1 protein-coding gene is annotated in these 1,142 nt (G+C 70.8%); it reads right to left on the bottom strand.

Translation table 11 applies throughout. The features are described 5' to 3' along the window. The coding region (locus ACLEQD_RS43910) for a condensation domain-containing protein (protein ID WP_410391870.1) at window positions 1-1,142 on the bottom strand (1,142 nt) is incomplete at both ends.

The following is a 1,142-nucleotide window of genomic DNA, read 5'->3' as shown; positions in this document are numbered from 1 at the left end:
GCCAGGCCCTGGGGCGAGTGCGTGAAGACGAAGCTGAGGTCGAACTTCGCGGCCGTGCCGCCGTCCTGGCCAACGGGACGCAGGGACAGGGCATCGGCCCGTGCGCCTTCCTCCGCGCGAGGCGCGTTCTGGAGCGTGAGCATCACCTGGAAGAGAGGTGAGCGGCTCAGGTCGCGCTGGGGTTGCAGCTCCTCGACGAGCTTCTCGAAGGGAATGTCCTGGTGTGCGTATGCCCCGAGGGTGGCCTCGCGCACGCGGCCCAGCAGCTCCACGAAGGTAGGGCCGTCATCCAGGCGGGAGCGCAGCGCCAGCGTATTGATGAAGAAGCCGATGAGGCCTTCCAGCTCCGCGAAGCGGCGGCCCGCGATGGGCGAGCCGATGACGACGTCGTCCTGGCCGGAGTGGCGGGAGAGCAGCGCCTGCGTGGAAGCCAGCAGCGCCATGAAGAGCGTGGCGCCGTGCCGCTGGGCCAGCGTCTGGAGGGCCTGCGAAAGCTCCAGCGGGAGCAGGAATGGGACGGAGGCGCCGGAGAAGGACTGGACGGCGGGACGAGGGAAGTCGGTGGACAGCTCCAACGCACGCGGCGCGCCGGCCAGGTGCTGGCGCCACCAGGAGCGCTGCCGCTCCAGGGCCTCTCCCTGCAACCAGTTGCGCTGCCAGACGGCGTAGTCCGCGTACTGGAGGGGCAGTGCGGCCAGGGGTGAGCCGAGGCCCGCGGAGAAGGCGCGGTAGAGGGCGCCCAACTCGCGCACGAGGATGCCCATGGACCAACCGTCGGAGACGATGTGGTGCATCGTCACGAGCAGCACGTGGTGGTGCTCTGCGAGCCTCAGCAGCGAGGCGCGCAGCAGCGGGCCCTTCGCGAGGTCGAAGGGGCGCAGGGCTTCGGCGCCCGCGAGACGCCGGGCCTCGGCCTCGCGGGTGTCCGGGGCGAGGTGCTCCAGGTCGCTCACGTCCAGGGCGAAGTCAGCGGTGGCGTGGAAGCGTTGGACGGGTTCGCCCGCGTGCGCGTGGAAGGTGGTGCGCAGGGACTCGTGACGCTGGAGGAGTTCGCGGAAGGAGCGCTCCAGGGCTGAGAGGTCCAGCGGCCCTTCCAGGTGCAGGGCGCTCGGGATGTTGTACGTGGCCGAGCCGGGCTGGAG

The organism is Corallococcus sp. 4LFB (assembly GCF_046520365.1).
GTDB classification, from domain to species: domain Bacteria; phylum Myxococcota; class Myxococcia; order Myxococcales; family Myxococcaceae; genus Corallococcus; species Corallococcus caeni.
Note: the sequence above shows the minus strand (reverse complement) of the source record. Positions and strands in the feature narration are given on the sequence as shown.